At 71.5% G+C, this 23364-nt stretch carries 26 protein-coding genes and 1 pseudogene; 18 read left to right on the plus strand and 9 right to left on the minus strand.

Going from position 1 to position 23364, the window contains the following annotated elements:
• Positions 1 to 25: 25 nt before the first annotated feature.
• Positions 26 to 955, minus strand: coding sequence for a DnaJ C-terminal domain-containing protein (locus tag AAHG03_RS25230; RefSeq protein ID WP_342154254.1), 930 nt, complete (start codon positions 953 to 955; stop codon positions 26 to 28).
• 101 nt (positions 956 to 1056) lie between these two features.
• Positions 1057 to 1491: an RT0821/Lpp0805 family surface protein gene (locus AAHG03_RS25235; protein WP_412759794.1), complete on the minus strand. Its 435-nt coding sequence runs from the start codon at positions 1489 to 1491 to the stop codon at positions 1057 to 1059.
• 227 nt (positions 1492 to 1718) lie between these two features.
• On the opposite strand from AAHG03_RS25235, the gene pdxH reads away from it, so the two are divergent.
• The gene (pdxH, locus tag AAHG03_RS25240) at positions 1719 to 2363 is read left to right on the plus strand and encodes a pyridoxamine 5'-phosphate oxidase (protein ID WP_342154258.1); all 645 of its coding nucleotides are present in this window, start codon (positions 1719 to 1721) and stop codon (positions 2361 to 2363) included.
• Positions 2364 to 2394: 31 nt separating this feature from the next.
• Here pdxH and AAHG03_RS25245 read toward each other — a convergent pair whose 3' ends face one another.
• Complete coding sequence (locus AAHG03_RS25245; RefSeq protein ID WP_342154260.1) at positions 2395 to 2772, minus strand: response regulator; 378 nt, start codon at positions 2770 to 2772, stop codon at positions 2395 to 2397.
• 294 nt (positions 2773 to 3066) lie between these two features.
• On the opposite strand from AAHG03_RS25245, the gene AAHG03_RS25250 reads away from it, so the two are divergent.
• From AAHG03_RS25250 to AAHG03_RS25275, 6 genes are all read left to right on the plus strand, one after another.
• Complete coding sequence (locus AAHG03_RS25250; RefSeq protein ID WP_342154301.1) at positions 3067 to 3789, plus strand: SDR family NAD(P)-dependent oxidoreductase; 723 nt, start codon at positions 3067 to 3069, stop codon at positions 3787 to 3789.
• A complete protein-coding gene (locus AAHG03_RS25255; RefSeq protein WP_342154262.1) occupies positions 3782 to 4900 on the plus strand; it encodes a hypothetical protein in 1119 nt (372 codons plus the stop codon). Before AAHG03_RS25250 ends, AAHG03_RS25255 begins: the two co-directional genes overlap by 8 nt.
• Positions 4897 to 5367 (plus strand): NUDIX hydrolase, encoded by a 471-nt coding sequence (locus tag AAHG03_RS25260; RefSeq protein ID WP_342154264.1) that lies wholly within the window; start codon positions 4897 to 4899, stop codon positions 5365 to 5367. The genes AAHG03_RS25255 and AAHG03_RS25260 overlap by 4 nt, the downstream gene beginning before the upstream one ends.
• Positions 5364 to 5816, plus strand: a complete 453-nt coding sequence (locus AAHG03_RS25265) for a TIGR02301 family protein (protein ID WP_342154266.1) — start codon at positions 5364 to 5366, stop codon at positions 5814 to 5816. Before AAHG03_RS25260 ends, AAHG03_RS25265 begins: the two co-directional genes overlap by 4 nt.
• 185 nt (positions 5817 to 6001) lie before the next feature.
• Positions 6002 to 6250, plus strand: a complete 249-nt coding sequence (locus AAHG03_RS25270; protein WP_056238899.1) for a hypothetical protein — start codon at positions 6002 to 6004, stop codon at positions 6248 to 6250.
• 327 nt (positions 6251 to 6577) lie between these two features.
• Entirely contained in the window at positions 6578 to 6790 is a 213-nt protein-coding gene (locus AAHG03_RS25275) for a hypothetical protein (protein WP_056238686.1), read from the plus strand.
• Positions 6791 to 6984: 194 nt separating this feature from the next.
• Here AAHG03_RS25275 and AAHG03_RS25280 read toward each other — a convergent pair whose 3' ends face one another.
• Positions 6985 to 8322 (minus strand): dihydroorotase, encoded by a 1338-nt coding sequence (locus tag AAHG03_RS25280; protein WP_342154270.1) that lies wholly within the window; start codon positions 8320 to 8322, stop codon positions 6985 to 6987.
• A gap of 94 nt (positions 8323 to 8416) precedes the next feature.
• On the opposite strand from AAHG03_RS25280, the gene ygfZ reads away from it, so the two are divergent.
• The 6 genes from ygfZ (at position 8417) to dxs (ending at position 13519) form a co-directional block, all read left to right on the plus strand.
• Positions 8417 to 9274, plus strand: a complete 858-nt coding sequence (ygfZ, locus tag AAHG03_RS25285; RefSeq protein ID WP_342154272.1) for a CAF17-like 4Fe-4S cluster assembly/insertion protein YgfZ — start codon at positions 8417 to 8419, stop codon at positions 9272 to 9274.
• The gene (locus tag AAHG03_RS25290) at positions 9271 to 9894 is read left to right on the plus strand and encodes a DNA-3-methyladenine glycosylase I (protein ID WP_342154274.1); all 624 of its coding nucleotides are present in this window, start codon (positions 9271 to 9273) and stop codon (positions 9892 to 9894) included. The genes ygfZ and AAHG03_RS25290 overlap by 4 nt, the downstream gene beginning before the upstream one ends.
• A 44-nt stretch (positions 9895 to 9938) precedes the next feature.
• Entirely contained in the window at positions 9939 to 10514 is a 576-nt protein-coding gene (locus AAHG03_RS25295) for an HD family hydrolase (RefSeq protein WP_342154303.1), read from the plus strand.
• The gene (locus AAHG03_RS25300; protein WP_342154276.1) at positions 10514 to 11047 is read left to right on the plus strand and encodes a tyrosine phosphatase family protein; all 534 of its coding nucleotides are present in this window, start codon (positions 10514 to 10516) and stop codon (positions 11045 to 11047) included. Before AAHG03_RS25295 ends, AAHG03_RS25300 begins: the two co-directional genes overlap by 1 nt.
• Positions 11048 to 11183: 136 nt before the next feature.
• Entirely contained in the window at positions 11184 to 11450 is a 267-nt protein-coding gene (locus tag AAHG03_RS25305) for an exodeoxyribonuclease VII small subunit (protein ID WP_056238601.1), read from the plus strand.
• 86 nt (positions 11451 to 11536) lie between these two features.
• A complete protein-coding gene (gene dxs / locus AAHG03_RS25310; RefSeq protein ID WP_342154279.1) occupies positions 11537 to 13519 on the plus strand; it encodes a 1-deoxy-D-xylulose-5-phosphate synthase in 1983 nt (660 codons plus the stop codon).
• Positions 13520 to 13704: 185 nt separating this feature from the next.
• Here dxs and AAHG03_RS25315 read toward each other — a convergent pair whose 3' ends face one another.
• On the minus strand, positions 13705 to 14280 hold the full coding sequence (locus AAHG03_RS25315) for a superoxide dismutase family protein (protein ID WP_412759793.1): 576 nt from the start codon (positions 14278 to 14280) through the stop codon (positions 13705 to 13707).
• Between the two features lie 245 nt (positions 14281 to 14525).
• Here AAHG03_RS25315 and AAHG03_RS25320 point away from each other — a divergent pair, with 245 nt between their 5' ends.
• Both AAHG03_RS25320 and AAHG03_RS25325 read left to right on the plus strand, forming a co-directional pair.
• On the plus strand, positions 14526 to 15266 hold the full coding sequence (locus tag AAHG03_RS25320; RefSeq protein ID WP_342154283.1) for a TlyA family RNA methyltransferase: 741 nt from the start codon (positions 14526 to 14528) through the stop codon (positions 15264 to 15266).
• Entirely contained in the window at positions 15259 to 16512 is a 1254-nt protein-coding gene (locus tag AAHG03_RS25325) for a class I SAM-dependent RNA methyltransferase (protein ID WP_342154285.1), read from the plus strand. Before AAHG03_RS25320 ends, AAHG03_RS25325 begins: the two co-directional genes overlap by 8 nt.
• Before the next feature lie 78 nt (positions 16513 to 16590).
• Here the strand turns inward: AAHG03_RS25325 and AAHG03_RS25330 are convergent, their stop codons facing one another.
• Together AAHG03_RS25330 and AAHG03_RS25335 are read right to left on the minus strand one after the other, a co-directional pair.
• Complete coding sequence (locus AAHG03_RS25330) at positions 16591 to 17877, minus strand: glycosyltransferase family 61 protein (RefSeq protein WP_342154287.1); 1287 nt, start codon at positions 17875 to 17877, stop codon at positions 16591 to 16593.
• A 156-nt stretch (positions 17878 to 18033) separates the two neighbouring features.
• Entirely contained in the window at positions 18034 to 18759 is a 726-nt protein-coding gene (locus AAHG03_RS25335) for an SOS response-associated peptidase (protein WP_342154289.1), read from the minus strand.
• A gap of 119 nt (positions 18760 to 18878) precedes the next feature.
• Here AAHG03_RS25335 and AAHG03_RS25340 point away from each other — a divergent pair, with 119 nt between their 5' ends.
• The gene (locus AAHG03_RS25340) at positions 18879 to 20102 is read left to right on the plus strand and encodes a GNAT family N-acetyltransferase (RefSeq protein WP_342154291.1); all 1224 of its coding nucleotides are present in this window, start codon (positions 18879 to 18881) and stop codon (positions 20100 to 20102) included.
• Positions 20099 to 21256, plus strand: coding sequence for a M20 aminoacylase family protein (locus AAHG03_RS25345; RefSeq protein ID WP_342154293.1), 1158 nt, complete (start codon positions 20099 to 20101; stop codon positions 21254 to 21256). Before AAHG03_RS25340 ends, AAHG03_RS25345 begins: the two co-directional genes overlap by 4 nt.
• Before the next feature lie 163 nt (positions 21257 to 21419).
• Here the strand turns inward: AAHG03_RS25345 and AAHG03_RS25350 are convergent, their stop codons facing one another.
• The gene (locus AAHG03_RS25350) at positions 21420 to 22490 is read right to left on the minus strand and encodes a cation diffusion facilitator family transporter (RefSeq protein ID WP_342154295.1); all 1071 of its coding nucleotides are present in this window, start codon (positions 22488 to 22490) and stop codon (positions 21420 to 21422) included.
• 159 nt (positions 22491 to 22649) lie between these two features.
• Here AAHG03_RS25350 and AAHG03_RS25355 point away from each other — a divergent pair, with 159 nt between their 5' ends.
• Positions 22650 to 23081, plus strand: a complete 432-nt coding sequence (locus AAHG03_RS25355) for an HIT family protein (RefSeq protein WP_342154297.1) — start codon at positions 22650 to 22652, stop codon at positions 23079 to 23081.
• A gap of 120 nt (positions 23082 to 23201) precedes the next feature.
• Here AAHG03_RS25355 and AAHG03_RS25360 read toward each other — a convergent pair.
• Positions 23202 to 23364 (minus strand): annotated as a pseudogene (locus AAHG03_RS25360) (IS5/IS1182 family transposase); the annotation flags it as partial.

A 23364-nucleotide genomic window follows, 5' to 3' on the forward strand; every position in this document is an offset into this window, starting at 1 on the left:
GGAGTTGATGGGGGAGACGAAGTTCTTACGCCGTCCCGGCCTTCGCCTCGCGGCGGCGGCGGGCATAATCGACCAGCGCGGAGTCCTCGCCCGCGGGCAGGGTCACGGCGGTCGTCGCCAGAAGATCGCCGCGGGTGCCGTCCTTCTTCGGCAGGCCCTTGCCGCGCAGGCGAAACGTGCGGCCGGAACTCGTCATCGCCGGCACCTTCATCTCGACGGCGCCGGTCAGCGTCGGCACGCGCAGGGTTCCGCCCAGCACCGCGTCCTCCAGCGGCAGATCGACGGTGGCGCGCAGGTCCGCGCCCTCGACCTTGAAGACCGGATGCGGCAGCACGCGGATGGTCAGCAGCGCGTCGCCGGGCTCGCCGCGGGGGCCGGCGGAGCCGCCGAGGCCGCGCAGGCGGATGGTCTGGCCGTCGACGACGCCCTTCGGCACCATCACGTCGACGTCGCGCCCGCCGGGCAGGCCGATGCGCATTTTCTCCTCGCCCGCGATCTGCTCCAGGCTCACGCTGAGTTCGGCCGCCACGTCCTCGCCGCGGGTCGGCCCGCCGCGCCCGCCCATGCCGCCCGAGGCGGCGCCGCCCGCGCGGAACGCCTGCTCGAAGATGCTGCTGAGGAAATCCTCGCCCATGCCGCCGGGGCCGGCCCCGCCGCCGCCGCCGCGCCGCTGGGTGAAGCCGTCGAAGCCGCCGCCGCCGAACCCGGAAAAGCCCTCGAAGCCGGTCGCGCGCGGCTTGCCCTCGGCGTCGATCTCGCCGCGGTCGAACTGATCGCGCTTGTCCTTGTCGCCGAGGATCTCGTAGGCGGTGTTCGCCTCCGAGAAGCGCTCCTTGGCCTTCGGGTCCTTGTTGCTGTCGGGGTGATAGGCCTTGGCGAGCTTGCGGAAGGCCTTCTTGATCTCGGCCTCGCTCGCGCCTTTCGGCACGCCCAGCACGTCGTAGGGGTTGCGCATCGGGGTTCTTTTGTGGGGTCTACCGTCGAGAGATACGGCTATGGCCGCGTCGCTTCAACGTGGGAAGGGCGTTGCGGTTCTGCAACACCCTTCCGGCACTCTCACGATCGCGCCGAGCGCAGCCGCTTCAGCTCCCACTCGCCGCCGGTGAGCTTGCAGCCGGTGCCGCGCAGGAAGCGGCCCTTGCTCTCCCCCTTGCCCTCCCCGCCCGCGACCACCGTCGCCAGGAAGTCGCGGCAGATCTCGTCGCCCGCCACGTAGGGCAGGCCGGTCGGGTTGACCGAGCCGCGCATCGCGGTCTCGGGGTTGTCCCACTTCACCGGACGGCCGTTGCCCTGCGGATCGAGCGCCATCGCCAGGGCGCCGTGGGCGCGCCGCCAATCCTCGTCGCCGAGGTCGGCGCCGAACCGGGTCGGGCGCTTGGCGATGCTGCCGGTCACCAGCGGCTCGGGCGCCGCCGCGGGTTCCTTCGCCTGGAAGGACAGCACGGGGCCGCTGCAGCCGGTGCAGGATGCGGCGACGAAGCCCGCCGCCATCCACGCGAAGGCCATCGGCACGACCCGGTCGAGGGCTTTACACAGACGCAGACGCATTACACCTGAACTCGAGGCAGACTGAAGGGTCCGTCCGAGCCCTGCCCGACCGCTGGTCGAGCCTGGCTCGCAGTTCTGTTTTGACGTGCAGTCCGTTCGACGGTCGGATTGCGCATCGGGGTGTGCTGCCCGTGCCGGTGCCCCCCGACCCGGATGTCACAGGGGTGAAAATGGCCATCGAACGGTTAAGAGACGGTGAGCCGGCCGGCGTCGGCGTCGATCCGAGCGATTTCACATTGTCGTCAGATCCCTTCGCGCTGTTCGACGCGTGGATGGCGGAAGCGGAAACGGCCGAGCCCGAGGACGCCAACGCCATGGCGCTCGCCACCGCCGACGCCGACGGCCTGCCCGACGTGCGGGTGGTGCTGCTGAAGGGCTTCGACCGGCGCGGATTCGTGTTCTACACCAACACGCAATCGACCAAGGGCGAGCAGCTCGCGGCCAACCCGCAGGCGGCGCTTGTGCTGCACTGGAAGTCGCTGCGCCGCCAGATCCGCGCCCGCGGGGCCGTGACGCCGGTGAGCCCCGAGGAGGCCGACGCCTACTTCGCCAGCCGCCACCGCGACAGCCGCATCGGCGCCATCGCCAGCCAGCAATCGCGCCCGCTCACCGACCGCCCGACCCTGATGGCGGCGGTGTCCGAACTCTCGGCGAAATACGAGAACGGCCCGGTGCCGCGGCCCGAGCATTGGAGCGGCTTCCGCCTCGATCCGGTGCGGATGGAGTTCTGGCAGAACGGCGATTACCGCCTGCACGACCGGGTGCGCTTCACCCGCGAGGGGGAGGGGTGGTGCCGGTCGCGGCTCTATCCCTGAGGTGTGCCGGGAGCGGCGGTTTGAGGCCGCCTCAACGCCCGGCCAGCACGGCCCGGATCGCCCCGATCACCTGCTCTTCCGTGTAGGGCTTGCGCACGAAGCGCCCCTGCGCGGGCACGTCGCCGTCCTTGGGGCGCACCTTGCCCGAGGTGATGACGATGCCGATCTCCGGCCAGCGCCGGTGGATGCAGGCGGCGAGCTTGATGCCGTCGATGCCGAACGGCATGTCGATGTCGGTGACGACCGCCCGGATGCCGACCTCCCGGTCGAGCAGGCGGATCGCCTCGTTGCCGTTGCTGGCCTCGCGCACGGCGTAGCCCGCATCTTCCACCATCGCGACGGCGGCGTGGCGGGTGAAGGCGTCGTCCTCGACCACGAGCACGGTCGGCCTCGGCAGCGCCTCGCTCACGCGTCTTCATCCCCAGAGGCTGTCGAGAGCCCGCCCACGGCGCCCGGTCGCACGGAACGCCCGCACCGGCAACCTGTCCCAACGGATAACAGGCCCCCGCCGATCCGCCTTACAATTCCGCGTGCAGATCCTCGCGCGCGCGTGACGCTCCGCTTCCTCTTTCGCATCGCAGCGGCGACCCTGGATTTCCGCCCCCGTGCGGCTTAGACCTGAACCCGGACAGGCCCCGCACGCGATGCCGCGAGACGGGGCAGCGAGGGATCGGCCTTGGCCTCCAACGAACGTCGACGGGTGATGCTGCTCACCGGCGCGAGCCGGGGCATCGGGCACGCCACGGTGAAGCGCTTCTCCGCCGCGGGCTGGCGCGTCATCACCTGCTCGCGCCATCCGTTTCCCGAGAACTGCCCGTGGGAGATGGGGCCGGAGGACCACCTTCAGGTCGATCTGGCGGACGCTGCCGACACCGTGCGCGGCGTGCGCGAGGTGGCCGAGCGCTTGGCGGCCGAGGGCGGCCTGCTGCACGCGCTGGTCAACAATGCCGGCATCTCGCCCAAGGGCCCCGGCGGCGCGCGGCTCGGCGCCATCGACACCGAATATGCCGACTGGGCCCGCGTGTTCCAGGTCAACTTCTTCGCGCCCATCCTCCTGGCGCGGGGCCTGCGCGACGAGCTGACCCGCGCCCGCGGCTCGGTCGTCAACGTGTCCTCCATCGCGGGCTCGCGGGTCCATCCCTTCGCGGGCGCGGCCTACGGCACCTCGAAGGCGGCGCTCGCCGGCCTGACCCGCGAGATGGCCGCCGATTTCGGGCCGCTGGGGGTCCGCGTCAACGCGATCTCGCCCGGCGAGATCGACACCTCGATCCTCTCGCCCGGCACCGACAAGCTGGTGGAGCAGATCCCGCAGCGGCGGCTTGGCACCCCGGACGAGGTCGCCAAGGCGATCTACTTCCTCTGCACCGAGGCCTCCTCCTACGTGAACGGTGCCGAACTCCACATCAACGGCGGCCAGCATGTGTGACCGCCGGGCGGCGCTCGCCGCCCTGCTGTACCTCGTCGCCCTCCCCGCCCTGGCCGAGCCCGCCACGGTCCCGGCTGAGCCGATCGACCTGCCGTTCCGCATTACGGCGATGCGCGGGCCCGGCAGCGAGGTCGCGCTCGCGGTCGCGACTTCGGGCCTGCTGCCGGTCGCCCGCGCGGGCGCCAGCGCCGACCCGAAGCTGGCGCCGAAGGCCGTCGAGGGCCCGCGGCCCGTCGTCGTGGTCTGGGGCGAGGGCGGCGGCGCGGTGATCCATCTCGACGGCGAGACCTTGCGCACCACGCTGGTCGGCGCCGAGGCGATCGAGGGATTCGCCGCCGCCGAGACCCCGCGCGGCGCCGTGCCGGGCTCGCGCATGGCGCAGGACGGCCCCTTGAGCGCCTACCTCACCGGCCCGACCCGGGCGCTGGGCGGCGCGCCGGGACAGGCCGCGGGCCTGACCATCCGCGAGCGCCAGCCCATCGGCGTCACCGCCGAGCCGAAGGCGGTGCCGGTGGCGACCCGCACCCTGACGCCCGGCCCCGATCAGGTCTTCGCCGGCCGCGCGCCCCGCATCGCGCCCCTCGACGGCCGCCCGGCGGTGATCGCCGTGACCGCGCAGGGCGCGACGGAATCGAGCCTCGTCGTCGCGACGAAGGATTCTTCGAACAACGCCGGCTGGAGCCTCACGGCCCGCACGCCGCCGCAGGCGGGAAGCGCGCCCTTGAGCGTCGCCGGCATCGCCGCCTTCTCCGGGGCCGGCGCCGAGATCGCCGCTGTCCGAACGACGGAGGGCGGGGGCGAACTCCAGCTCTGGCGCCCCTCCCAAAGCACCCTGACGCAGGCCGGCGCGTGGCCGGGCTATGCCGGCCCGGAGGCGGGCGAGGCGGCGAGCCTCGCCGCCGTCCTCCCCGGCGAGCCGGCCTCGCTCGTCCTGCCGCTCTCGGGCCGCACTGCGCTCGCGGTGCTGTCGCTGAAGGGCGGCGCCCCGGTCGAGCGGCTTCGCATCCCCCTACCCGCCCCCGCCGCCCACGGCGTCGCCGCCTTAAGTCCCAAAAAAATCCTCGTCGGCCTCGGTGACGGGCGGCTCGCCGCCGCGACGGTGGCGCCGTGAGCGCCGGGGCGAACGTGCCGGCCGACGACGGGCGCCTGTTTCCGGGCCGCCCGCTGATCGGCGTCTCCATCGCGGTGATCCGGGACGGTCGCGTGCTGCTGGCGCAGCGCGCCGCCGAGCCGATGCGCGGCGTCTGGACCCTGCCCGGCGGCCTCGTCGAGGCCGGCGAGCGCTTGGCCGAGGCCGCGCTCCGCGAGTTGGAGGAGGAGGTGGGCGTCCACGCCGAGGTGGTCGGCCCGAGCCTGACCCCGACCGAGATCCTGATGCGCGACGCCGACGAACGCCTGCGCCACCACTACGTCATCCATCCCCACGCCGCGCTCTGGCGCGCGGGCGAGCCCGCGCCGGGGCCGGAGGCGCTGGCGGTGCGCTGGGCCCACCTCGACGAGGTCGCGGACCTCGCCACCACGCCGGGCCTGATCGACACCCTGCGCGAGGCGTTTGTTCGGGTGGGCGAGGCCGCATGAAGACGACGCGCCTCGCGCTCGCCGCCCTCCTGATGCTCGCGCCGCTCGCCCCCGAGGCCTGGGCGCAGCAGCGTTCCGCCCCCGCGCGCGCGCCGGCCAAGCCGCCGGAGAAAGAGAAGGAACCCCCGCCCCCGCCGGAGCCGCCGCCCGCGCCCTACGACCGCGACCTGATGCGGCTCTCCGAGATCGTCGGGGCGCTGGCCTTCCTGCGCAACCTCTGCGCCGCTTCCGACGCCCCCGAATGGCCCACCCGGATGAAGGCGATCCTCGAGACCGAGGGCGTCACCCCCGCCCGCCGCGACCGGCTGGCCGGCGCCTACAACCGCGGCTTTCGCGGCTACAGCCTGACCTACCGGGTCTGCACCCCGGCCGCGACCGAGGCCTCCCGCCGCTACCTCGCGGAAGGCGAACGCCTCTCCCACGCCATCGCCGGCCGCTTCGGCGGTTGATTCTTTTCGGGGTCGGGACGGCTCTGTTGCCCCAACACCACAACCCCGACGGCTTCCAAAAAACCTTCGCAATCGAGCGTCCGCATTAACCTCTTCGCAATTCCCTGCTTCCCGGCCCGTCCGCGACGCCGTATCGTGCCGATGTCTTGCCGGCACCATGCCGGCCGGGAAACGAAGTCCGCGCCATGATCCATGACCCCGCTCCGTTCGAATCCGATCCGGAGAGCAAGCGCGCCGCGCTGGGCCTCGTGACCGAGGCGTTCGCCGAAGGCTGCCTCGACGGGATCGACGGCGACTGCATGGCCCAGGCCGCCCTGTTCGCCGCCTTCCAGGAGCTCGTCGCCACCTACGGCGAGGACGCGACCGCCCGCTACGCCGAGACCCTCCCCGAGCGCATCCGCGGCGGCGGCTTCACCACGACGCTGCAGCACTGAGGACCCGTTCGCTCGGTTTCTCCTACCAAATCTCCTCATCCTGAGGTGCCGCGAAGCGGCCTCGAAGGAGCCCTCCAGTTCGCTTGGCGACCCCTGGAGCCCTCCTTCGAGGCTGCGCTTCGCGCAGCACCTCAGGATGAGGTCGAGGGGTGGAAGAGCGCGGATCGAGCTGACGACACTGTAAATCCAAAAATTTTACGTACATTTTTGGCTTATCTGCGCAACAATGAAGTTTCTCATTTTGCGTATGCAGCGACACGCCAAGTCGTGCGATTGTTAGAGCGAGCCCTCTCGGGCTTTCGTCAACAACGCGTAAGGGTGTATGCTATGCGTTTTGCGATCAAGTATCGCCGGATCGACCCTGAAGTCGTGCATCCGTCTCAGACACTGGCCATCGACATCGAAGGACGGCGCACCGCCGGGCAGCTCGTGGAGAGTCTGGCCGGCGTGTTCGAGGAGAACGGCTGCGACCTGCCGCCGATGACGCGCTGGTTCCGCAGCCGCACCGGGCTGCACCTGATCTGGGCGCAGCCGCAGTAGCTCTCGAACTTCCTTCATCCGGATCGCCGTCATTCCGGGGCCGCGAAGCGGAACCCGGAATCCACCCGTGATGCGGGATACCCGGCCTAAGTCGAACCGTCGCGGCCAGTCGTGGCTTCCGGGTTCGCCTGCGGCGCCCCGGAATGAGGGTGCTGGTGAGCGGACGTGGACGTATCGTCAGCCGAGTTCGGCCCTCAGCCCGTCGGCAACGCCTCCTCGAACACAACCGCCTCGCCCCGCGACGGGTTGGCCAGCTCCCCCTGCCACATCACCGGCACGCCGCGGACCACGGTGCCGACCGGCCAGCCGGTGACGGTCACGCCGTCGTAGGGCGTCCAGCCGCATTTCGAGGCGATCCACGCGTTGCGGATGGTCTCGCGGCGCTTGAGGTCCACCACCGTCACGTCGGCGTCGTAGCCGAGCGCCAGACGCCCCTTCCGGGCGATGCCGAACAGGCGCTTCGGGCCCGCGCTCGTCAGATCGACGAGGCGGGCGAGCGACAGCCGGCCTGCCGCCACGTGGTCGAGCATGATCGGCACCAGCGTCTGCACGCCGGTCATGCCCGAGGGCGAGTCGGGATAGGGCTTGGCCTTCTCGTCCAAAGTGTGCGGCGCGTGGTCGGAGCCGAGCACGTCCACCACGCCCTGCGCGAGGCCGCGCCAGATGCCGTCGCGGTGGGCCGCGTCGCGCACCGGCGGGTTCATCTGCACCAGCGTGCCGAGACGGGCATAGGCTTCCGTGCCGTCGATCGTGAGGTGGTGCGGCGTCACCTCGACGCTCGCCACGTCCTTGGCGGCGCCCAAGATCGGCATCTCGTCCGCGGTCGAGATGTGCAGGATGTGGATGCGCGCGCCGGTCTCCCGCGCCAGCGCGATCAGCCGCTGCGTCGCCTTCACCGCGACTTCCGGCGAGCGCCAGACCGGGTGCGAGGCTGGGTCTCCCGGCACGCGAAGCGCTTTCCGCTCGCGCAGCATCGGCTCGTCCTCCGAATGGAAGGCGGCCCGGCGGCGGATGTTCTGGAGGATCGCCCGCACGCCCGCATCGTCCTCGACCAGCAGCGAGCCGGTGGAGGAGCCGATGAACACCTTGATGCCGGCCGCCCCCGGCAGCCGCTCCAGCGCCGCGACCTCGCCCGCGTTCTCGTGGGTGCCGCCGACCCAGAAGGCGAAGTCGCAATGCATCCGGTGACGGGCGCGGGCCACCTTGTCGGCCAGCGCCTCCGCGGTCGTGGTCTGCGGGTTGGTGTTGGGCATCTCGAACACCGCCGTCACGCCGCCCATCACCGCGGCGCGCGAACCGGTCTCCAGATCCTCCTTGTGATCGAGGCCGGGCTCGCGGAAATGCACCTGACTGTCGATCACGCCGGGCAGGAGATGCAGGCCGCGGCAATCGCGGCGCTCGGCGGCGGATGCGTTCGACAGGTCGCCGATGGCGGCGACGCGCCCGCCGCGGATGCCGAGATCGGCGATGGTAGCGCCGTCGTGGTTGACCAGCGTGCCGCCGGCGAGGACGAGATCGAAGGGAGTGTCCATCGGGGCTCTTCTCTCCAGTCGGGCGATTGAGGCCGGGATGGGCGCGGCTTATGTCAGCCGCGGACCCCATGCAACGCCAGCCTCCGGAGAGACCATGCCGATCGCCCTGCTGCCGGACCGCGCCGTCGTCGCCGTCACGGGCGCGGAGGCGACCGCCTTCCTCCAGGGCATCCTCACCTGCAACGTCGAGACCCTGCCCGAGGGCGAGGCCCGCCTCGGCGCCCTGCTGACGCCGCAGGGCAAGATCCAGTTCGACTTTTTTGTTTCTCGGGACGGCGCGGAGGGGTTCAAGCTCGACGTGGCAGCGGAGCGCGCGCCCGATCTCGTCAAGCGCCTCGGGCTCTACCGCCTGCGCGCCAAGGTCGGCATCGTGGCCGACCCGACGCTGGGCGTCGCCGCCGCCTGGGACGGCGCGGAGACCGCCGCCGAGACGATCCGGCTGCGCGACGGGCGCCTGCCGGCACTCGGCGAGCGCCTGTACTTTTCGGAAGGCGCCTTCTCGGCGGATGCCTCGGAAGACGACTACCACGCCCACCGCATCGCGCTCGGCGTCCCCGAGGGCGGGCGCGACTTCGCCTTCGCCGACGCCTTCCCGCACGAGGCCCTGATGGACCAGCTCGGCGGCGTGGACTTCCGGAAGGGCTGCTATGTCGGCCAGGAGGTCGTCTCGCGCATGCAGCACCGCGGCACCGCCCGCACCCGCATCCTACCCGTGGTGTTTACCGAGGGCCCGGCCCCGGCGCCCGGCACCGAGGTGACGGCGGGCGCCCGCAGCCTCGGCGTCCTCGGCAGTACGGCGGGCGGGCGCGGCCTCGCCACGATCCGCCTCGACCGCCTTGGCGACGCGCTCGCTGCGGGCGAGCCGGTGCGGGCCGGGGGCAGCGTCGCGGGCGTGGAGAAGCCGACTTTCGCCACCTTCGCCTTCCCCACCGACACGGCCGCCGCCGGATGAGTGCGGACGGCCTGATCACGGAGCATCCCGACGGCTGCCCGCGCTGCTGGTGGCCGGGGCTCGACCCCTTTTACGTGGCCTATCACGACACCGAATGGGGCGTGCCGGAATACGAGTCCCGCGCCCTCTACGAGAAGCTGATCCTCGACGGGTTCCAGGCCGGGCTGTCGTGGATCACCATCCTGCGCCGCCGCGAGGGGTTTCGCCGGGCCTTCGAGGGCTTCCACCCTGAGCGCGTCGCCCGCTTCACCGAGGCCGATGTCGAGCGGCTGATGGGGGACACCGGCATCATCCGCAACCGCGCCAAGATCCGCGGGACGGTTGCCGGGGCGCGGGCGTGGCTCGCCATCGAGGAGGCTGGGCCGGGGTTTTCGGACTTCCTCTGGGATTTCTGCGACGGCCGGCCGATCCAGACCAACGCCAGGAGCCGGGCCGACATCGCCACCGAGACCGAGGTCTCGCGCAAAATCAGTAAGGCCCTGAAACAGAAAGGTTTCACCTTCGTCGGCCCCACCATCGTCCACGCCTTCATGCAGGCGGTCGGCATGGTTAACGACCATCTCGTCGGCTGCCACCGCCACGGCCCCTGCGCCGCCCTCGGCGAGGCCGCCCGCCCGTGAACGCGCCGACGCGAACCCCCAAGAAAGCGCGGGCGTGGCAGCGGATGCTGTCCGGGCGCCGCCTCGACCTGCTCGATCCGTCGGCGCTGGATGTCGAGATCGCCGACATTGCCCACGGGCTCGCCCGCGTCGCCCGCTGGAACGGCCAGACCGCGGGGCCGCACGTCTTCTCGGTGGCCCAGCACTCGCTCCTGGTCGAGGCCATCGGCGGCGCCCTCGATCCGCGGCTCGGGGCCCCGGAGCGGCTGGAACTGCTGCTGCACGACGCGCCGGAATACGTCATCGGCGACATCATCTCGCCCCTCAAGAACGCCATCGGCGACGCCTATCGCAGCGTCGAGCGGCGCCTGCTCGGCGCCATCCGCCAGCGCGTCGGCCTGCCCGCCCCGGCCCCGGCCCTGACCCGCCTCGTCAAGCGCGCCGACCGGATCGCGGCCTATCTCGAAGCCACGCGGCTCGCCGGCTTCTCCATGGCCGAGGCCGACCAGATTTTTGGAAGACCTCCCGCCCTATCGGCGGAAGCGATGCCGGTGATCGAGGCCCTGCTCACCCCCCGCCCCACCGCGGAGGCGGAAGCCGCCTACCTCGCCCGCCTCGGCGCGCTCCAGGCGGGCGCCTGATGCCGCATCTCCACGTCTGCCCGCTGTCGCGGCTGCCCGAGACCCTGGCCCTGAGCGGCGCCAGCCATCTCGTCACCCTTGCGACGCTCGGCTCTCCGGGGCTCGCCATCGAGCGCCCGCCACAGATCGCGCCGGAGCACCATCTGCGGGTCGGCTTCAGCGACATCGTCGCGCCGATGGAGGGCCATCTGCCGCCGAATGAGACCCATGTGCGGGCCGTGCTCGACTTCGCCGCCGGGTGGGCAGAGGGGCCGGACAGGGAGCGCCCGCTGCTGCTGCACTGCTACGCCGGCATCAGCCGCTCGACGGCCGCCGCCTACGCGGTGGCCTGCGCCCTCTCGCCCGACCGCGACGAGGCCGAGCTGGCCAGGGAGCTGCGCCGGCTGGCGCCCAGCGCCACGCCGAACCAGCGGTTCGTCGCCATCGCCGACGACCTACTCGGGCGCCGGGGCCGGATGAGCGCCGCCATCGCCGCGATCGGCCGGGGCGCGGAGGCGTTCGAAGGCACGCCATTTCGGCTTACGTTACCCTAGGCTCGGCGAACGCCCACGTGACCCCGCTCGCGCCAACGTGCCCCCTGATCGGTCGCACGCAATCCACCCGGGCTTGTGCGACGGGAGCCGGCCCGTCATAACCCGCCTCGACGGGGGATCGGGCAGGAAAGCCGGGATGAACGCTCAACGACCTGCCGCGCCCGCGGAGGCGCTGCCGGACGATCTGCCGTTCGAGCGGGCCATGGAGCAGCTCGAGGAGATCGTGCGGCGCCTCGAGCGCGGCGACGTGCCCCTCGACGAATCGGTGGCGATCTACGAGCGCGGCGAGGCGCTCAAGCGCCATTGCGAGGCGCTGCTGAAGCGGGCCGAGGCGCGCATCCAGACCATCGCGGTCGGGCCCGACGGCCGGGCCGCGGGCACCGCGCCGCTCGATGTCGAGTAGGCTTTGGCTCTCTCCGCGAATTCAAGACTTCACGGCGTGCGAGGGATTCGCGCGCCTTTCCTCTCTTCGGGCATGAGGCTGCTCCGGTGGCACTAGCGGACACGACGATCCTCGAAGGTCTTGAGACGCCGGACCGGCTGCGGCTCCTGCCGGAGAGCAAGCTGCAGGAAGTGGCCGACGCCGTACGCGCCGAGATGATCGACGCCGTCTCGATCACCGGCGGCCATCTCGGCTCGGGCCTCGGCGTGGTCGAACTCACCGTCGCGCTGCATCACGTGTTCGACACCCCCGACGACCGCATCGTCTGGGACGTCGGACACCAGTGCTACCCGCACAAGATCCTCACCGGCCGCCGCGACCGCATCCGCACTCTGCGCCAGGGCGGTGGGCTGTCGGGCTTCACCAAGCGCTCCGAGAGCGAGTACGATCCGTTCGGCGCGGCGCACTCCTCGACCTCGATCTCGGCGGCGCTCGGCATGGCGGTGGGCCGCGATCTGGCGGAGGCCGACGCCAAGGCGAAGGGCACCGATCCGGGCCGGCGCCGCAACATGATCGCGGTGATCGGCGACGGCTCGATGTCGGCCGGCATGGCCTACGAGGCGATGAACAACGCCGGCGCGCTGCACTCGCGCCTCATCGTCATCCTCAACGACAACGACATGTCGATCGCGCCCCCCGTCGGCGCGATGTCGGCCTACTTCGCGCGGCTGGCCTCGGGCGGCACCTACCGTTCCCTGCGCGAGACGGCCAAGCAACTCGGCAAGCTCCTGCCGAAGGCGCTCTACCAGCGCGCGGCGGCGGCGGAAGAGTACGCCCGCTCGCTGGTCGTCGGCGGCGGCACGATGTTCGAGGAGATGGGCTTCCACTATGTCGGCCCGGTCGACGGCCACAACCTCGACCACCTGCTCCCCGTCCTGAAGAACGTGCGCGACTCGGACCAGGGTCCGATCCTGCTCCACGTCGTCACGCAGAAGGGCAAGGGCTACGGCCCGGCCGAGGCGTCGGCCGACCGCTACCACGGCGTCGTCAAGTTCGACGTAGTCTCGGGCGTGCAGGCCAAGGCCAAGGCGAACGCCCCGGCCTATACCCGCGTGTTCGGCGAGAGCCTGATCAAGGCCGCCGACGCCGACCCGAAGGTGGTCGCCATCACCGCTGCGATGCCCGGCGGCACCGGCATCGACCTGTTCGGCAAGGCCCACCCCGACAAGACCTTCGACGTCGGCATCGCCGAGCAGCACGCCGTCACCTTCGCGGGCGGTCTGGCGACGGAGGGCTACAAGCCGTTCGTGGCGATCTACTCGACCTTCCTGCAGCGGGCCTACGATCAGGTCGTGCACGACATCGCCCTGCAGAACCTGCCCGTTCGCTTCGCCTTGGACCGCGCCGGTCTGGTGGGGGCCGACGGCGCCACCCATGCGGGCGCGTTCGATCTGGCCTATCTCTGCTGCCTGCCGAACATGACGGTGATGGCGGCGGCCGACGAGGCCGAGCTGGTGCACATGGTCGCCACCGCGCACGCCCACGACACCGGCCCGATCGCCTTGCGCTACCCGCGCGGCGAGGGCGTCGGCGTCGAGCTGCCGGAGAGGGGCGAGGTGCTCGCCATCGGTCGAGGCCGCGTGGTGCGCCGGCCCGAGGGGGCGCGGGTGGCGCTTCTCTCGCTCGGCACGCGGCTGTCGGAGGCGCTGAAGGCGGCGGACGCGCTGGAGGCCGAGGGCGTGGCGGTGACGGTCGCGGATGCGCGGTTTGCGAAGCCGCTCGATGCGGAGCTGGTGGTGGATCTGGCCAACAGCCATGAGGTTCTGGTGACGGTCGAGGAAGGCTCGGTCGGCGGCTTCGGGGGACACGTGCTGCATCTGCTGGCCGAGCGCGGCGTGCTGGATGCGGGCCGGGTGCGCGTGCGGACGCTGACGCTGCCGGACCTGTATCAGGACCACGACAAGCCGGAGAAGATGTACGCCGAAGCCGGCCTCGACGCCGAGGGCATCCTCAAGGCGGTCCGCGCCGCGCTGCCGCCGCGGGAGGTCGCGGAGCCGCGCGAGAGCAGCGTGGTCAATCTGAAGCGATAAGCTGCCTCCAAGCCCTCCCCCCTCTGCGGGGGAGGGTGGCCCCCGAAGGGGGTCGGGAGAGGGGAGCGACGGTGCCGCTTGGCCGCGCTCGTCCAGTTCTCTCCGGAAGCGTTGTCCCCTCTCCCGCCTCGCATCCGCGAGGCACCCTCCCCCGCGGAGGGGGGAGGGTTATCTGTCGGCGTGCTTTACTTGATCACCGCGCACGCGATCCGGGGCCCCGCCCCGCCGATCGGCTGCGTGGTGTGGTCGTCCTCGTTGGCGTGCACGATCAGCGCCGAGCCGTCGCCGTCGCGCAGGCCCCCCTCGCCGGTCAGCGGGGTCTCGCTGGAGACCTCCGCGTTCACCGAGCCGTCGGCGGCGGCGTAGACGTTGGGGAGGTCGCCCTCGTCCGGGCCGTCGGGGTTGAGCAGGCCGTGCTTGCTCTGGTCGTGGTTCACGTGGGCCTTCGACTTCTCGAACTTTTCCGTGTCCGAGCAGTCGCCGACGGCGTGGAAATGGATGCCGTGCCAGCCCGGCGGCAGGCCGCCCGCCTGGACCATCACCCGCATGACGAGGGAGTTCGCCCCGTCGCGGATCATGATCTTGCCGATGGTCTCTCCCTTGCCGTTGGTGATGGCGCTCTCGTAGGTCTGTGGGGCGGAGGCTTCTTCCTTGGCCGGTTCCTTGGCGGGCTCTTTCGCCGGCGCCTGCGCGAGGGCCGGGGCGCACAGGGCCGCGAGCGCGGCGGCGGCCAGCGGGAGGCGTCGGGTGGCACGCGTCATGAGACCGCTCATCTGTCCTCGCATGGGTCGTTCGTCTCCCGATGGCGACCGCCCGGCGTGGGGCGCGGTCGCTTGTGACCTTCGGGTAACCGGATTATCCGGCCCCGGCGCGGGCGCTGGAACTCGCACCGCACATTGGACCCGCTCAAGGTAAGGCGGGCCGGGGCCGCGGGACAGGGGCGGGCCGGCGGCGGCGGTCACGATCCGCCCTTCACGAAACCGCGGGGCCGCTGAAGAGAGGGATGATGACGGGCGAACGCCTCCGTGCCGACCGGGTGCTGGTCGAGCGCGGCCATTTCCGCAGCCGGGCGCAGGCGCGGGCCGCGATCGAGGCCGGCCTCGTCTTCGCCGACGGCTGCCCGGTGACGCGCCCCGCCGCCCCGATCCGTGAGGGCGCCCGGATCGAGGCCGCCGCCGCCCACCCCTACGTCTCCCGCGGCGGCTTGAAGCTCGCCGCGGCCCTCGACGCCTTCGGAATCGACCCCGCCGGCCGGCCCTGCCTCGATGTCGGCGCCTCGACCGGCGGCTTCACCGACGTGCTGCTGCGGCGCGGCGGGACCTTCGTCCACGCCGTCGATGTCGGCCGCGACCAGTTCGATGCCCGGCTTCGCGCCGATCCACGGGTGAGCCTGCGCGAGGGTACCGACATCCGCGGCCTCGACGGGCTCGACCCGGTGCCGCGCCTCGCGGTCATCGACGTGAGCTTCATCGGCCTGCGCCTCGTCCTGCCGACCGTCGCGAAACTGCTGGCGGGGGAGGCGGCTCTGGTGGCGCTGATCAAGCCGCAATTCGAGGCCGGGCGCGAGCGGGTCGGGCGCGGCGGCATCGTCCGCGACGAGGCGGTGCATGCGGAGGTGTGCGAGGCGGTGCGGACCCTTCTCACCGATCTCGGCTTCACCCCCCTCGGCCTGATCCCCTCCCCGGTCGAGGGCGGCGACGGCAACCGCGAATTCTTGATCGGCGCCAAGCGAATCTATCATGTCTGAATCCGAGACCTTGACCATCGCCCGCCTCGGCGCCCGCGGCGACGGGATCAGTGAGGACGGCCTGCCCGTGCCCGGCGCGCTGCCCGGCGAGCGCGTGCAGGTGCATCGCGAGGGCCGCCACGGCACCCTGGTGGCCGTCGAGACGCCTTCGCCCGAGCGCATCGAACCGTTCTGCCCGCACTATTCGGCCTGCGGCGGCTGCGCCGTGCAGCATCTCGCGCCCGAGCCTTACGCCGCGTGGAAGCGCGGCATCGTCGAGGGGGCGTTGGCGCAGGCGCGGATCGAGACGGAGGTGGCCCCGCTCCTCGACGCGCGGGGCGAGGGCCGGCGGCGCATCGTGCTGCACGTGCGCGAGATCGAGGGCCGGGCGCGGGCCGGGCTGATGGCGGCGCGCAGCCACGCGCTGGTGCCGCTCGACCATTGCCCGATCACCGTGCCGGGGCTGCACCGGGCGCCCGCGGTCGCCGAGGCGCTCGCGGCCCCGCTCGGCCACGGCCGCAAGCCGCTGGACATGGCGGTGACCGCCGCGGGCGCCGGGCTCGATGTCGACATCCGCGGCCACGGGCCGGTGAGCGACGGCGTGCGCGGCGTGCTGACCCGGCTCGCGTCCGAGCTCGACCTCGCCCGGCTGTCGCTGCACGGCGACGTGGTGGTGGAGCGCCGCGGGCCGGCGGTCGGCGAGGGGCCGGCCCGGCGCGTGCCCCCGCCCGGCGGCTTCCTGCAGGCGACAGGAGCGGGTGAGGCGGCGCTGACCCAACTCGTGCTGGAGCCGATGGGCAAGGCCAAGCGCGTCGCCGACCTTTTTTGCGGCAGCGGCCCGTTCGCTCTGGCGCTCGCGGCGACCGGCCGCGAGGTCCATGCCGCCGAGGGCGATGCGGCCTCGATCCAGGCGCTGACCCGCGCCTACCGGGTCGCGGCCGGCCTGTCGCGGATCGATGCGGAGGCGCGCGATCTGTTCCGCCGCCCGCTGCTCGGGCCCGAACTCGACCGGTGTGATGCGGTGGTGTTCGATCCGCCCCGAGCGGGGGCGGAGGCGCAGGCGCGCCGCTTGGCCGAATCGAAGGTGCCGCTGGTGGTGGGCGTGGCCTGCGACGCCGGCACCTTCGCCCGCGACGCCGCGATCCTGATCGCGGGCGGCTACCGGCTGGAGCGGGTCACGCCGGTCGATCAGTTCGCGTGGTCGGGCCATGTCGAACTCGTCGGCATCTTCCGCAAGGTGCCGGCCAAGCCCCGCCGATTGCGCTGAGCCAAGTCAAGGGTTCCAAGGGCAAGCCCTTGGCGGGTCCGGGCGGAGCCCGGAACGAGAGCCCATGAGCTGATTGCATCAGCTCATGGGCTCTCGCTTCTCGTGTGGCATCGCCTCCCGTTCGGACCGATGCCGGAGCGCTTCGGCCAAGTCGTTCGGATCGATCGTAAAATCCTGCAGGAAGTCCGGCTTTTCCGACACCACCCGCGGCCCGAACACGGCGTGGTAGGTCAGCCCGCAGGCCACCGCGATCTCCCAGTAGAACGGGTCTTCCCAGCCCTCGGGCACGAGGTGGATCACGGGGGTGCCGGGGCGGCAGAACACGGTGTTGGCCATGCCGGCGCCGGCGATGCCGACGACGATGTCCGCGTCGGCGAACCGGATCGCCTGCTGGCGCGGGCTCAGGGTCTCGGGATCGATCACGGTGAAGCCGTGGCGGGCGAGCAGCGCCATCACGCCCTCGCGCTGGACGAGCGCCCGGCCGCGGTCCGGCTGGCGGTCGATGAACAGGCGGCGCTCCGGGGCGCGTCCGAGATGGCGCAGCCGCTGCCACAGGCGCGGCATCCGGGTGCGGCGGCGGATCGTTTCGCGCAGGAAGCGGAGCGCATCGGGGGACTTGCGGTCGTTCGGCAGGCCGCAGGGGGTGGCGTGGTGAAGGCGGGCGAAGCGGTAGGTCTTCTCCCGGTCGAGGAAGCGCACCGAGACGCCACGCATATCCCCGAGGAACAGGGCGACGGAGCGCGCCCGCGCGGCATCGACATGGGGCACGTGGGCCACGAGCGCGACGGTGACCGGCCGGCCGGGATGGCGGGCGCGGAGCAACTGAATCGCCCGCAGGCGCGGCAGGTCGTCGATCAGCCAGTGGCCGTAATTGAACGAGCCGCCGGAGTTGAGGAGGAAGGTGAGCCCCTCCCCGTCCACCGTCTCGTCGCAGGGCTCCGGGTCCGGCCCCGGGCCGGGGGTGACGTGGCGTTCCTGCGGGCGGACGGTCTCGAACAGGATTTCGGGGCGCCCGTCTTCCAGCGTGTAGAGCGTGTTGCCGGCGAGCCGGATGTCGCGGGATTCGAGCAGCAGCGTCGGCGGTACGGCCGAGAATTCTTTTGCGAAGCGCGCCGCCTGGGCCTCGCGAAACGCCGCGCCGCCGCCGTGCAGGCGGGGCGCGCCGGGATCGCGGGCGGGGCAACCGGGGAAGACCGTGTCGAGGACGCGGGTGTGGCGCGCGACCTTGTTCGAGAGGCGATCGAGCAGGCCGGCATCGCCCGGAAACCCGCCCTCGCCGTAGAGACGCGCGGCCTCGCAGGAGAGGACGAGGTTTTGTTCGCTCAGCCAGTTCGGGGGGGCTGGTTGCGTCGATTCTTCCTTCAACCCCACGCTCCCCCCTCATCCTGAGGTGCGAAGCGCAGCGGAGCCTCGAAGGAGGGCTCCAGGGATCGCGGAGACTTCTGAAGCCCTCCTTCGAGGCCGCTGGCGCGGCACCTCAGGATGAGGGGGGTGGGTGGGGGCATCCGAACCAACGGGCGCTCAGAACAGCTCGCCCTGGACCATGGCGCGGGGCGGCGCCTCCGCCCGCGCCCGGCCGACCGGCGCGATCAGGTCGGGATCGTCGTGGCGGGTGCCGTTGACGCGCTCGCTCACGGGGTCGAGCTGCAGCCACTCGTCCGGGCAGGGGCGGCAGAGCCGGGCGGCCTCGGGGGCGTCCACCCGCGGGTCGAGCCACGCATCGACCGCCTCGGGGCTGAGGATCGCGGGCATGCGCTCGTGGATCGCGCTCAAGGTGCCGTTGGCCGAGCAGGTGACGATGGCCCCGGTATCGACCTCCGAGCCGTCGGCGCCGGCCCAGGGCTCCCACAGGCCGGCAAGCGCCATCGGCGCGCCGTCGCTCCGGCGCACCGCGAAGGGCTGCTTGACCGAAGCCTTGCCCGTACCCTCGCGGCGCCACTCGTAGAAGCCGTCGGCGAGGAAGACGCAGCGGCGATGCCGCAGGGCCCCGCGGAAGGCCGGCTTCTCGGCGGCCGATTCGATGCGGGCGTTGAACAGCACCGGAAAACCGGTGGGGTCCTTGAGCCAGGTCGGCCACAGGCCCCAGCGCACGAGGCGAAAATGCCGCTCGCCCTGCTCGGTCAGCACCACCGGCACCGGCTGGGTCGGGGCGATGTTGAAGCGGCCGGGGAAGTTCGGCCGCTCGGTGTAGCCGTAGACCGTCCGGTACACCTCCGGGGGCTGGCCGATGAAGAAGCGTCCGCACATTTTTTGGATTTGGGGTGCGACAACCCCGGCAATCAAGGCGCAACAGACCGCATCACACAGAAACCCACCCGACCATATGTCCCGTTGCGCCCGGCCGCCGCGGCGCTAGGTTGGCGCTCATGACATCCCCCGCGACGGCGACCGGCTCCGAGCCCGTCCTGCAGGTGCGGGCCGTGCCGGGCCTCGCCCGGTTCGAGGCCGCCGAGTGGGACGCCTGCGCCACCTCCCCCGAGACCCTCTCGGCCGGTGACGAAACCTTCAACCCGTTCGTCTCCCACGCCTTCCTCTCGGCGCTGGAGGAATCGGGCTGCGTCTCCCGCCGCACCGGCTGGCTGCCGCTGCACGTGCGGGTCGAGCGCGAGGGCCGGCTCGTCGGCGCCGCGCCCTGCTACCTGAAGTCCCACAGCCAGGGCGAATACGTGTTCGACCATGCCTGGGCCGACGCCTACGAGCGGGCCGGGGGCAGCTATTATCCGAAGCTGCAAGTCAGCGTGCCGTTCACCCCCGTCACCGGCCCGCGCTTCCTGATCGCGCCGGGCGAGGATGCGGATGCGGCAGCCTCGGCCATCGTCGCGGGCCTCAGGGCGCTGCGGGAGGAGACGCAAGCCTCCTCGATCCACGCCACCTTCCTGCGCGAGCGGGAATCCGATCAGGCGGAAGCGCTGGGCATGCTGCCGCGCATCGACCAGCAGTTCCACTGGCTCAACGAGGGCTACACGACCTTCGACGACTTCCTCTCGGCGCTGGCGTCCCGCAAGCGCAAGGCGATCAAGCGCGAGCGGCGCGACGCACTCTCCTCCGGCATCACCATCGAGCACCGCACCGGGTCCGACATCCAGGAGGCCGACTGGGACGCCTTCTACGCATTCTATCAGGACACCGGCGCCCGCAAATGGGGCCGGCCCTATCTCAACCGGCGCTTCTTCTCCCTGATCGGCGAGCGGATGGCCGAGCGCATCCTGCTCGTCATCGCCCGGAAGGACGGACGGCCGATCGCGGGGGCGATCAACTTCATCGGCGACACCGCGCTCTACGGGCGCAACTGGGGCTGCCTCGAAGACCACCCCTTCCTGCATTTCGAGGTCTGCTACTATCAGGCGATTGATTTCGCGCTTGCCCGCGGCCTCAGGCGGGTGGAAGCCGGCGCGCAGGGCGAGCACAAGCTCGCCCGCGGCTACCGCCCGGTGGCGATGCATTCGGCCCACGATTTCGCCGATGCGGGCCTCGGCCGCGCGGTCGGCGACTATCTGAAGCGCGAGCGGGCCGCGGTGCGCGCGGCCATCGACGAATACGCGCAGATGTCGCCGTTCCGCCGCGGCGGAGAGGAATGCGAGGATAAATGAGCCCGATCGACCGCATCCGCAGCTACGCCGACGAGCTGACCGCGCTCCGGCGCGACCTGCACGCCCATCCCGAGATCGGCTTCGAGGAGGTGCGGACCTCGGGCATCGTCGCCGAGCACTTGGAGCGCTTCGGCATCGAGGTCCACCGGGGCTTGGGGCGGACCGGAATCGTCGGCGTGCTCCGGGGGCGGCCGGGCGCGCGCCGGATCGGCCTGCGCGCCGACATGGACGCCCTGCCGATCACCGAGGAGACCAACCTCCCCTACCGCTCGACCACGCCCGGCAAGATGCACGCCTGCGGGCATGACGGCCACACCACCATGCTGGTGGGCGCCGCGCGCTACCTCGCCGAGACCCGCGACTTCGACGGCACCGCGGTGTTCGTGTTCCAGCCGGCGGAAGAGGGCTTGGGCGGCGCCCGCGCGATGATCGCCGACGGGCTCTTCGAGAAGTTTCCGGTCGACGAGATCTACGCGCTCCACAACGCGCCGCAGGGGCCGCACGGCGTGTTCCAGACCCGCACCGGGCCGATGATGGCGGCGGCCGACTTCTTCGACATCCGCATCACCGGGCGCGGCGCGCACGCGGCGATGCCGCAGCAGGGCATCGACCCGATCGTGATCGCCACCGGCCTCGCCCAGGCGATGCAGTCGATCGTCAGCCGCAACAGCGACCCGCTCAAGGCCGCGGTGGTCTCGATCACGCAGATCCATGCGGGCGCGGCCTACAACGTCATCCCCGAGGGCGCGCATCTGGCCGGCACCGTGCGAACCTTCGACGCGACCCTGCGCAAGCTCATCGGCCAGCGTATCCGCGAGCTGGCCCAGGGCTTCGCCGCGGCCTACGGTGCCGCCATCGAGGTGGACCTGCGCGACGTGTTTTCCGTGCTCGACAACAGCGCCGAGCAGGCGCAGGCCGCGGCCGAGATCGCGAGTGAGCTGTTCGGCGCCGACAAGGTCGATGCCGACACGATCCCGCGCATGGGCAGCGAGGATTTCGCCGACATGGTCGCGGCGGTGCCCGGCGCCTATGCGTGGCTCGGCGCGACGCCGGGGCCGGGCCTGCACAACGCGAGCTTCGATTTCGACGATAGTTTGATCCCGCTCGGGGCGGCGTATCTGGCGCGGGTGGTGGAGCGGCGGGCGCGGGCCTGACACCTCTCCTCCCCCTTGCGGGGAGGAGCCGGAGGTGGGGGTGGTTCAGGAGGAACCTCTGCGGTGCCTTCTGCCCGACCCCCACCCCTGATCCCTCCCCGCAAGGGGGAGGAGAACGCGCTCTTCGTGGCTCCCTCTGCCCAGCGGAGACGGTGTGAGGCCTTCAGGCCGGCACGGCCGAGCCGGGCGGGGCCGATTCCGGGCCCGTGGGGCCGCGGGCCGGGCTCGGGGCGGGCGTCGCGTCCTTCTTCCCGCCATCCGTCGGGGCATCCGTCTTCGCCGCATCGGTCGTGGCGGCGTGCGCCTTGCGGTCCTGGATCTCGATGAACACGCGCTTCACGTCCGGGCTCTTGGCCTTGATGCGGCGCTCCAGCCGGCCGACCGTCTGCTCCACCTCGCCCGCGGGGATCTCGTCGGCGAAGTCGAGGCTGAGGTTCACGAGGATGTCGGAGGGGCCGAGATGCTGGGTCAGCACCTCGTTGACGTGGCGCACCGCCCGCTCCTCGCGCACCGCGGCGTCGATCGAGCGGACCACCTCCGGGTCGGCGGCCTCGCCGATCAGCAGGCCGTGGGTCTCGAACATCAGGAAGATCGACATGCCGATCAGCACCACGCCGATGCCGATCGAGGCCCAGCCGTCGAGCACCGGCATGTCGAGCACGTGCGCGGCGACCACGCCCGCCATGGCGATGAGGAGGCCGATCAGCGCCGCCACGTCCTCGACCAGGATGGTGTAGAGCGAGGGGTCCTTGCTGCGCTGGATCGCGGTGATCGCGGTGCGGTCGCCCTTCTCGGCCCAGAACGCCTTCAGTGCGACCATGCAGGAATAGCCCTCCGCCAGAATCGCAAAGCCGAGGATCGTGACGTTCACCCAGAAGCCCGACAGGTGGAAGCCGAGGATCGTCGCGTCGGCGGCGGGCTCGGGATGCTCGATCTTGTGGGCGCCCTCGTAGATCGCGAAGATGCCGCCGCCGAGGAAGATGAACAGCGCGACGATGAAGGCGTAGAAATACACCTCGCGGCCGTAGCCGAACGGGTGCTTGGCATCCGCCGGCTTCTCGGCCCGCTTGAGGCCGACGAGCAGCAGGATCTGGTTGGCGGTGTCCACCAGCGAGTGCGCGCCCTCGGCCAACATCGCGGTCGAGCCTGTCAGAAAGGCGCCGACGAACTTCGCCGCCGCGATGGCGAGGTTGGCCCCCGCCGCCGTGTAGATCGCACCCGTGCTCTCGGCCATTCTCGCGCTCCCGCCCGGCGCCCCGGAAGCGTCGCCGTCGTCAGGGCCATCCAACGCGCGCATGGGCCGCATGGTTCGATTGCGATTGTCGGGGATGATTTTTCGCGGTCGACGGCGCGGGGGCGCCGGTGCAACGTGCCGGGCAGACAGGAGAGTTCGATGACGGCCTACGACCCCGACAACATCTTCGGAAAGATCCTGCGCGGGGAGATTCCGGCCCACAAGGTCTACGAGGACGCGCACACGCTGGCCTTCATGGACGTGATGCCCCAGGGCGAGGGCCACACTCTGGTGATCCCCAAGGCGCCGAGCCGCGGCCTGCTCGACGCCGAGCCGGCGGCGCTCGCCGCGCTCATCGCCAGCGTGCAGCGGGTCGGGCGCGCGGTGAAGAAGGCCTTCGACGCCGACGGCCTCACGGTGTTCCAGTTCAACGAGCCGGCGGGCGGGCAGACGGTGTTCCACCTGCACTTTCACGTGATCCCGCGCCGCGAGGGTATTTCGCTCCAGCGCCACGAGGGCGGCATGGCCGACAATGCGGTGCTGGCCGAGCACGCCGCGCGCATCCGGGCGGCCTTGGACGCGATGACCTGAGGCACAGGCCATCGATGTCCGGCTAAACCCCGGCGTCTCCTACCCAATCCCCTCATCCTGAGGTGCGCAGCCGAAGGCGAAGCCTCGAAGGAGGGCTCCAGGGATCGCTAGGTCGCGGACTCATAAAATCCGAAGCCAGATGCGGACGGCGGCGAGCTTGACGCTGGCAAGGAAGTTTTCCGGGTCCTTGTCGTATCGGGTCGCGACCGCACGGAAGTGCTTAATTTTGCTGAAGAACCGCTCGACCCGATTGCGGTACTTGTAAAGGAAGGCACTGAACGCA

It is taken from the genome of Methylorubrum subtropicum (assembly GCF_038442325.1).
Taxonomy (GTDB): Bacteria; Pseudomonadota; Alphaproteobacteria; order Rhizobiales; family Beijerinckiaceae; genus Methylobacterium; species Methylobacterium subtropicum.